Genomic DNA, 6,325 nt, shown 5'->3' with positions numbered 1-6,325 from the left:
GATCTTCACGATCTGTGACTCTGTGTAACGGGATTTTTTCATCAGAAGTTCTCCTTATTGGCTCAGTTTACGCCGAAGAACTCTAAAAAGGTATGCCACTATTTTAGGGGAGGTTTACAATCGCACAGCGTAAGTGTTGCTATGTCCCTGATGAACTCAAAGTGGATTGCAGTAAAAAAATCATAAATGCCCATACCATCTCCAAAAGCAGCAGTTTGATTTCTATTGCGGATGACACAAATCATGTTTTAGGGTTAAAAATTGATCTGCCTAACCTGTTTAAGAACAATGGAAAGCTTGTCCCAGAAAAAATAGGCGTAAATCAAGCTTCAACCTTTAAAGGTTTTTGTTCTCATCATGATAAATCTCTATTTGCATGTATAGAGGATCAACCTTTTACTAATAAGGAAGATCAGTGTTTTGCTTTGATGTATCGTTCTGTTGCGAAAGAACTATATGCTAAAGAGGGAAGTCTTATCAGCTCAGAGTTGTTGAAACAAGGTGATAAGGGCAAGCAACCGATTGAGCAACTATTTATCCAACAGTTTGCGTCAGACAATCAGTTGGGCGTGAAAACTGCAATTGCTGAATTGTCAGAATTTAAGAGTAAGCTTGATTCTCAACTTCTTGGTCATACGACTAATGAAATGTGTCATTTGATACTTAGTTCACCCACACCAATTCCAGTTGTCGTTTCTTCGATTGTTGCGCCAGTTTCAGACTTTGATGGAAATTTGATACAGGACTTAGGTGACTTAAAGGTTGTACCTCAGTACTTGGTGTTCAACTCATTTTCTAGTGACGGAAAAGGCTGTGCCGTTTTGAGTTGGTTTAACGGAGAGTCAATTGTACAAGGTTTCATCGATACATTATTGACTGGCTCGCAAGAAGACCTATTTTCAAAATTAGTTCGCTTCTTTTATAGTGTTGCAGAAAATACTTTCACATCTCCTAGTTGGTGGGATAGCTTGTCTTCTACTCAAAAAGGAAAAGTGGAGAGCTTAATAATGAGCGGGGTCAACCCTTTTGAGCTAGAGCCAAAATCATTACTTATCGATGATGGTATTGGCTTTTCTGGGTGGGACGTTGAAAGTATAACGAAAATCAATTTCTAACAAACGAGTATGGCGTCAATAGTTAATTTTTCGCCATATTTTCATTCCACATAGTTCCGTCTCTTAGCATTGAATTCAGGATCACAACCATCTTTCTAACACAGGCAATGATAGCTACTTTTTTGGGTTTCCCTGCTTCCAGTAATCGTTGATATGTGGTCTTAAAAACGGGGTTAGATTGCATTGCAGACATCATGGCCATATACAGGACTGTACGCACCTGAGCTCGCCCACCTTGGATAATTCGTTTGCCTTTATAGCGGCTACTTTCTCTATTCATGGGAGCAACACCTATTAAAGACGCCGCTTGTTTATTGCTGATGTAACCCAGCTCAGGAACGTTGCTAATGATGGCGGCGGCACTCACTTTTCCGATGCCTAGGACGCTTTGTAAAATAATATTTTTGCTCTGATAAGAAGGCGTTTTTTCAATGAGAGCAATGATGAGTGTTTCGATCTTCTCTATCTGATTTTTGAAGGAAGCAATGATTGGATTGATTGTGGAATGAAGCGTTTTAGGGAGTTGTTGTAAGCGATTCTTTTCCATGGTTTGCATCGTTAAAATTTGATGCCGACGGGAGACTAAATCACTCATTAATCGCATGATTTCCGGCTTTAACTGGGTCAGCTGAGGCTGAATGGTTTCGCTATAATGAGCGATTAATTGAGCATCCAGTTTATCCGTTTTAGCTCTGCGGCCAATAGCGCCGGCGAAGCGTTTAATGTGGATAGGATTGGCAATCACAAAAGGTAAATTGGCTTTGGAACAGGCGATAATAAAAGGCATTTCAAGGCGGCCGGTTGCTTCGATAACGATGCGTTCAGGCTGATGTTTTTTGATGATTTTTACCGCTTCTTTTATTCCTTTATCATCATTAGAAACCGTAAAAAAGATATCAAGTGGGCGGATATAGATATCTAGATTTGCTTTGCCGGTATCAACACCGACATTAATATTTTGAAGTGTGTTTGTATTCATAATAAGCTAACTCTTGCTTGCGTAATGCGGGTTCGAGACCCAGTCGAGTATTCGAGTTCGGTGCTTGGAGTTCTATGTCGCGTTCATGTTTGTTATCGGTATCTCGATAGAGGAGCCAGCGCTCAATCGAACTACAACATAGAAAGCTTTAGTTGCAGCTAAAGCCTGGGTCTCACATTACCCGAAACAGGTCGATTAATGGGAATAATTTCCCATACAAGCATTTAAGAGTGATTCGCAACGCTTGGCAGTTTCGCTTCGCTCAAGTATAGCCAAGCGCCGCTCACACCTTAATGCGGCTACATGGATTCCCCCGGTTGTCAAACATCCGCTAAACTTCAAGTGATGGGTTTTGGACTGCCGCTCTACATTCGGTCTTTATAATCGATGGTTCGCAACATCGTGACCCTGATGACTTTGCGCGACTGCGGTACCTTATTCGTTAGATGACATCATATGTGTCCGCCGCATTAACAGGCTCTCCGCTAGTGGTCTTAACCTATCTCCATCTTTCCCTTTCGAGTCAACGACATGAATACTGAAGTGGTTTTTAGCTAAATCGATACCGCCAAAATAAGAATAATCAGACATGGTGCCTTCAGTGCTAATAAGTACCACGTAAGTGTGGCAGATCCTCGGGAGGGGGATTCCATGCTATTCGTTAGCCGTCATGGAGCTTGCTATACTAAAAGTGATAGAATAGTATCACTCTAGTATTCTTTGGAGCAGCTCTCATGAAAGTAGAATTAGTAACATCACTTAAGCGCCAAGCCACTAAGATCCTCGCCGATCTTCACGATACCAAAGAACCAGTATTAATTACCGAGCATGGTAAACCGTCTGCATATTTGGTAGATGTTGATGATTACGAGTTTATGCAAAACCGTTTATCAATTCTTGAGGGTATTGCGCGAGGCGAACGTGCACTAACTGATGGTAAAATGGTGAGTCATGAAGAAGCCAAAGACAAAATGTCAAAATGGCTAAAATAATCTGGACTGAGCCAGTGTTATCTGACCTTGATGATATCGCTGAATACATCGCACTTGAAAATTTCGTAGCTGCAAAGCAATTGGTTCAAACGATCTTCGCTAAAGTTGAACGTTTAGAAACTTTACCTGAATCGGGTCGGATTCCGCCCGAACTAGAACATTTAAGTTATCGAGAAGTTGTCGTTAATCCATGTCGTGTTTTCTATAAACAAGACGGTGATAAAGTATTTATTCTGTTTGTCATGCGTGTTGAGAGAGATTTGCGTAAGTTCCTGCTAAGTAAGCAATAATCCTTGAGAATGAGCGGCTAAAAAACGAGTATGGCGTCAATAGTTAATTTTTCGCCATATTTGCATCTCACATAGTACCGCCCCTTAGCATTGAATTTAGGATCACACCCATCTTTCTAAAACAGGCAATGATGCCGTGCATTTCGTGTTTAAGGTAGTGTGCGGCAGCTTCAGTATGGCGTTGTTAATCACCTTAACAGGATGTTAGCCGACAAAGTACATAAATATAAAAGGAGTCCTAAATTGAAAGTTGCATTAGTCACTGGTGGCTCAAAAGGTATTGGTTTGTATTCAGTTCTTCGGCTCGTGAAGCAGGGATATAAAGTTATTACTTGCTCGCGTTCGAAGAATATTTGGCTTGAAGTAGTGCAAAAATATCCAGAATTAAAATCTGTTGATTACCAGTCGGTTGATATTGCGGATGAGCAACAATTAGACCGTTTATTTGCTTACGTTGAAGCTCAATACGGAAAATTGGACGTAGCGGTAAATAATGCTTCTCCGGCTCTTTCCTCTAGAGGTTACCTATCCCAAGTCGATGTAGCACTCCTCAAAGAAACACTTCATGTGGATTTTTTGTGCCAAGCCTTGTGTTTGAGGTCTGAACTAAAACTCATGGAAGCAGGGGCAGCCATAGTAAATGTAAGTTCCGTTAATGGTCTTAGACCAACACCGAATGCAGCAATGTATAGTGCTGCTAAACACGCGCTTGAAGGGTTGACTAGATCTGTTGCTCTAGAAAGCATCAAATCTGGAGTTCGAATTAATGCGGTTGCTCCCGGTGTAACGTGGACTCCCCGATGGGAAGAAAGGCAACTTGAAAACTCCAATATCCGCGCTGATGTTGCTGACGTAGTACCGATCAATCGTTTTGGGGAAATTGACGAAATCGTTAATGCAATTGAGTTTTTATTGTCAGATAAAGCCAGCTATATCGTCGGTCACACTTTGGTCGTTGATGGTGGACTATCATTGGCTACCAAGCAATTCAAGCAATTCAAGCAATTCAAGCAGATTCGCACCGCGTGGCAGTTTTGTTTTGCGGTGAGTATAGTGTTTAATACGCCATGCGGTCGTATTTGTATTGCGTTGCTCATCACCTCAAGCGGGCTACATGTGACAAGGAGGGTTCAGCGATATGAAGGTAATATCAGAGCGATTAGTTATGGAGCCAATATCAGAAAAAGATTGGACACTATTTTATCAATTACATACAGATCCAAAAGTTATTTCGTTCTGTTTTAATGAGCCTTCAATCTTAGAAATTGAAGCCAAGTTTCAGTCCAGGTTAATCCCTTGGTCACGAGAATCAAGTCATTGGCTTTGTTTGGTTGTATCTGAATTGGCTACGGGTAAGAAAATAGGGATAATAGGTTTTTGCCTTCACAGCGGAGTCGCTGAAGTTGGCTTCTTATTCCTACCTAAATATCATGGACTTGGCTATGGAAGTGAATCTTTAAGCGCGTTGCTTAACTACTCTCATTTACAAATTGGCATCGAAAGATATAGCGCAGTGGTAACTGAAGGTAATATTGGTTCAGAAAAAGTGCTGACAAAATCTGGATTTGTACTAGATAAAATTGTCCCTAATGCGTACGAGATTGGTGGACAGCTATATGCAGATCATATTTACCAACGAATAAATATTGTCACATAGCAATCGGTTCAAACTGACTGCCAATGCGTGATATTTTAGTTCTAAAGAGTATGGTTTTGTCAGTGCTCTACGGAAAGTTTTTTGTGGCTTTGTTAGCAGCTTAACTAGGCGTTGTGCGTACTCATTGACTTAGGAGTGATGAAGTTGAAAGGAAATTGTTTGTGTGGCGAAGTGTCGTTTAAATTGTCAGGTGAATTACCCGCCATCTATCAGTGTCATTGTTCGTTGTGTCGCAAAGTATCAGGCTCTTCATCAAATTCAGCGTTGATAGTTAACTCATCTAGTTTTAAATGGATCTCCGGCAAACATCAAATTAGGTCATTCTCTACGAGTTCTGGTTTTAAATCTGAGTTTTGTTGTCGATGCGGTAGTCCAGTACCAAATATCAGTTTAGATGGTAAGTCGTATTGGATTCCAGCGGGGTTGCTGTCAGAGCCTGTAGATACAAAGGTTTCTGCTCATGTCTATGTCAGTTCTCGTGCAAGTTGGGACGTGGGTTTCATAAACGATGGCCTGCCGCAATTTGATACGATGCCCAGTGAAAGTGAATAGTGTGTGCCCGGTAGGTTACGCACGCATAACAAACGCTTTAAATCTAATTCGCAACACCGTGATCCTGATGACTTCGCGCGACTGCGGTGCCTTTTGGGTCAGTAAGTTAGAGCGAGTAACAGTTCCTCGGTAGTAGAAGGGAATCCTTGCCATTTGTTGTATCAGTTTAGCCTAGGCACAAAAAAACCGTCAGAAGACGGTTTTTGGTGTCACTAGCGAGCGCTTAGGCACAGCACTTTTTGTACTTTTTCCCGCTTCCGCAAATGCACGCTTCATTACGGTTCGGTGTTTTTTCATAGGTAATCGTTTGAGGCTTGCTTAATAGTGTATCAAGCTCAACGGTGTTCTCTGGTTGCTCTGAGTCTACGGCAATATGGGCCACAATAGCGTGCTCAGAAACTAATGCTTCGATCTCTGCCTTACGAGCTTCAGTTGGGACGACAATATTGATTGGAGCTTCTTCAGTGCCTGCTTTTACATCACGTTTTACGTTGTAGCCTGAAATGACGTGGTTCTGCCTAGCATCGATTCGACCTTTGAAAAATAGTTTGGACATGTGCAACTCACTGATGATTGGTGTGGTGTAATTTGGCCGCGATTATACGGGACTATCGCAATTGATAAAGAACTTCCTGCAAGGAGCATCGGAGCACGGTATAACAAACGTGTCAGGGTTAAAGACTAACGCGTGGCGTTGCCATCCTCATTGAGCAGTAATCGATTCGGTTGTTGTGTTTAAG

7 protein-coding genes and 1 pseudogene are annotated in these 6,325 nt (G+C 41.6%); 6 read left to right on the top strand and 2 right to left on the bottom strand.

From position 1 onward, the window contains the following. The first annotated feature begins 161 nt into the window (after positions 1-161). On the top strand, positions 162-1,115 hold the full coding sequence (locus E6C74_RS14990) for a hypothetical protein (protein ID WP_206208416.1): 954 nt from the start codon (positions 162-164) through the stop codon (positions 1,113-1,115). A gap of 22 nt (positions 1,116-1,137) precedes the next feature. Here the strand turns inward: E6C74_RS14990 and E6C74_RS14985 are convergent, their stop codons facing one another. After that, positions 1,138-2,094, bottom strand: coding sequence for an IS110 family transposase (locus tag E6C74_RS14985; RefSeq protein ID WP_136486647.1), 957 nt, complete (start codon positions 2,092-2,094; stop codon positions 1,138-1,140). A gap of 734 nt (positions 2,095-2,828) precedes the next feature. Here E6C74_RS14985 and E6C74_RS14980 point away from each other — a divergent pair. The 5 genes and pseudogenes from E6C74_RS14980 to E6C74_RS14960 all read left to right on the top strand — a co-directional run bounded on the left by E6C74_RS14980 (position 2,829) and on the right by E6C74_RS14960 (position 5,585). Further along, a complete protein-coding gene (locus E6C74_RS14980) occupies positions 2,829-3,086 on the top strand; it encodes a type II toxin-antitoxin system Phd/YefM family antitoxin (protein ID WP_136486645.1) in 258 nt (85 codons plus the stop codon). Then, on the top strand, positions 3,074-3,376 hold the full coding sequence (locus tag E6C74_RS14975; RefSeq protein ID WP_136486642.1) for a type II toxin-antitoxin system RelE/ParE family toxin: 303 nt from the start codon (positions 3,074-3,076) through the stop codon (positions 3,374-3,376). Before E6C74_RS14980 ends, E6C74_RS14975 begins: the two co-directional genes overlap by 13 nt. 243 nt (positions 3,377-3,619) lie before the next feature. Continuing rightward, positions 3,620-4,354, top strand: a pseudogene (locus E6C74_RS14970) (SDR family oxidoreductase); the annotation flags it as partial. Between the two features lie 160 nt (positions 4,355-4,514). Next, positions 4,515-5,033, top strand: a complete 519-nt coding sequence (locus E6C74_RS14965; RefSeq protein WP_136486640.1) for a GNAT family N-acetyltransferase — start codon at positions 4,515-4,517, stop codon at positions 5,031-5,033. Positions 5,034-5,171: 138 nt separating this feature from the next. Continuing rightward, positions 5,172-5,585, top strand: coding sequence for a GFA family protein (locus E6C74_RS14960; RefSeq protein WP_136486671.1), 414 nt, complete (start codon positions 5,172-5,174; stop codon positions 5,583-5,585). 223 nt (positions 5,586-5,808) lie between these two features. On the opposite strand, the gene E6C74_RS14955 is transcribed toward E6C74_RS14960, so the two are convergent. Next, positions 5,809-6,141, bottom strand: a complete 333-nt coding sequence (locus E6C74_RS14955) for a PBPRA1643 family SWIM/SEC-C metal-binding motif protein (RefSeq protein WP_136486638.1) — start codon at positions 6,139-6,141, stop codon at positions 5,809-5,811. Between the last annotated feature and the right edge of the window lie 184 nt (positions 6,142-6,325).

It is taken from the genome of Vibrio sp. H11, assembly GCF_004804295.1.
In the GTDB taxonomy this organism is placed as follows: domain Bacteria; phylum Pseudomonadota; class Gammaproteobacteria; order Enterobacterales; family Vibrionaceae; genus Vibrio; species Vibrio ostreae.
The sequence above is the reverse complement of the archived record's forward strand: the minus strand, read 5'-3'. Positions and strand labels throughout refer to the sequence as shown.

Excerpts from the sequence above, each read along its gene's own strand:
- E6C74_RS14965 (WP_136486640.1), top strand. The coding sequence starts at position 4,515 with ATGAAGGTAATATCAGAGCGATTAGTTATGGAGCCAATATCAGAAAAA.
- E6C74_RS14985 (WP_136486647.1), bottom strand. The coding sequence starts at position 2,094 with ATGAATACAAACACACTTCAAAATATTAATGTCGGTGTTGATACCGGC.
- E6C74_RS14955 (WP_136486638.1), bottom strand. The coding sequence starts at position 6,141 with ATGTCCAAACTATTTTTCAAAGGTCGAATCGATGCTAGGCAGAACCAC.
- E6C74_RS14980 (WP_136486645.1), top strand. The coding sequence starts at position 2,829 with ATGAAAGTAGAATTAGTAACATCACTTAAGCGCCAAGCCACTAAGATC.
- E6C74_RS14960 (WP_136486671.1), top strand. The coding sequence starts at position 5,172 with ATGAAGTTGAAAGGAAATTGTTTGTGTGGCGAAGTGTCGTTTAAATTG.
- E6C74_RS14975 (WP_136486642.1), top strand. The coding sequence starts at position 3,074 with ATGGCTAAAATAATCTGGACTGAGCCAGTGTTATCTGACCTTGATGAT.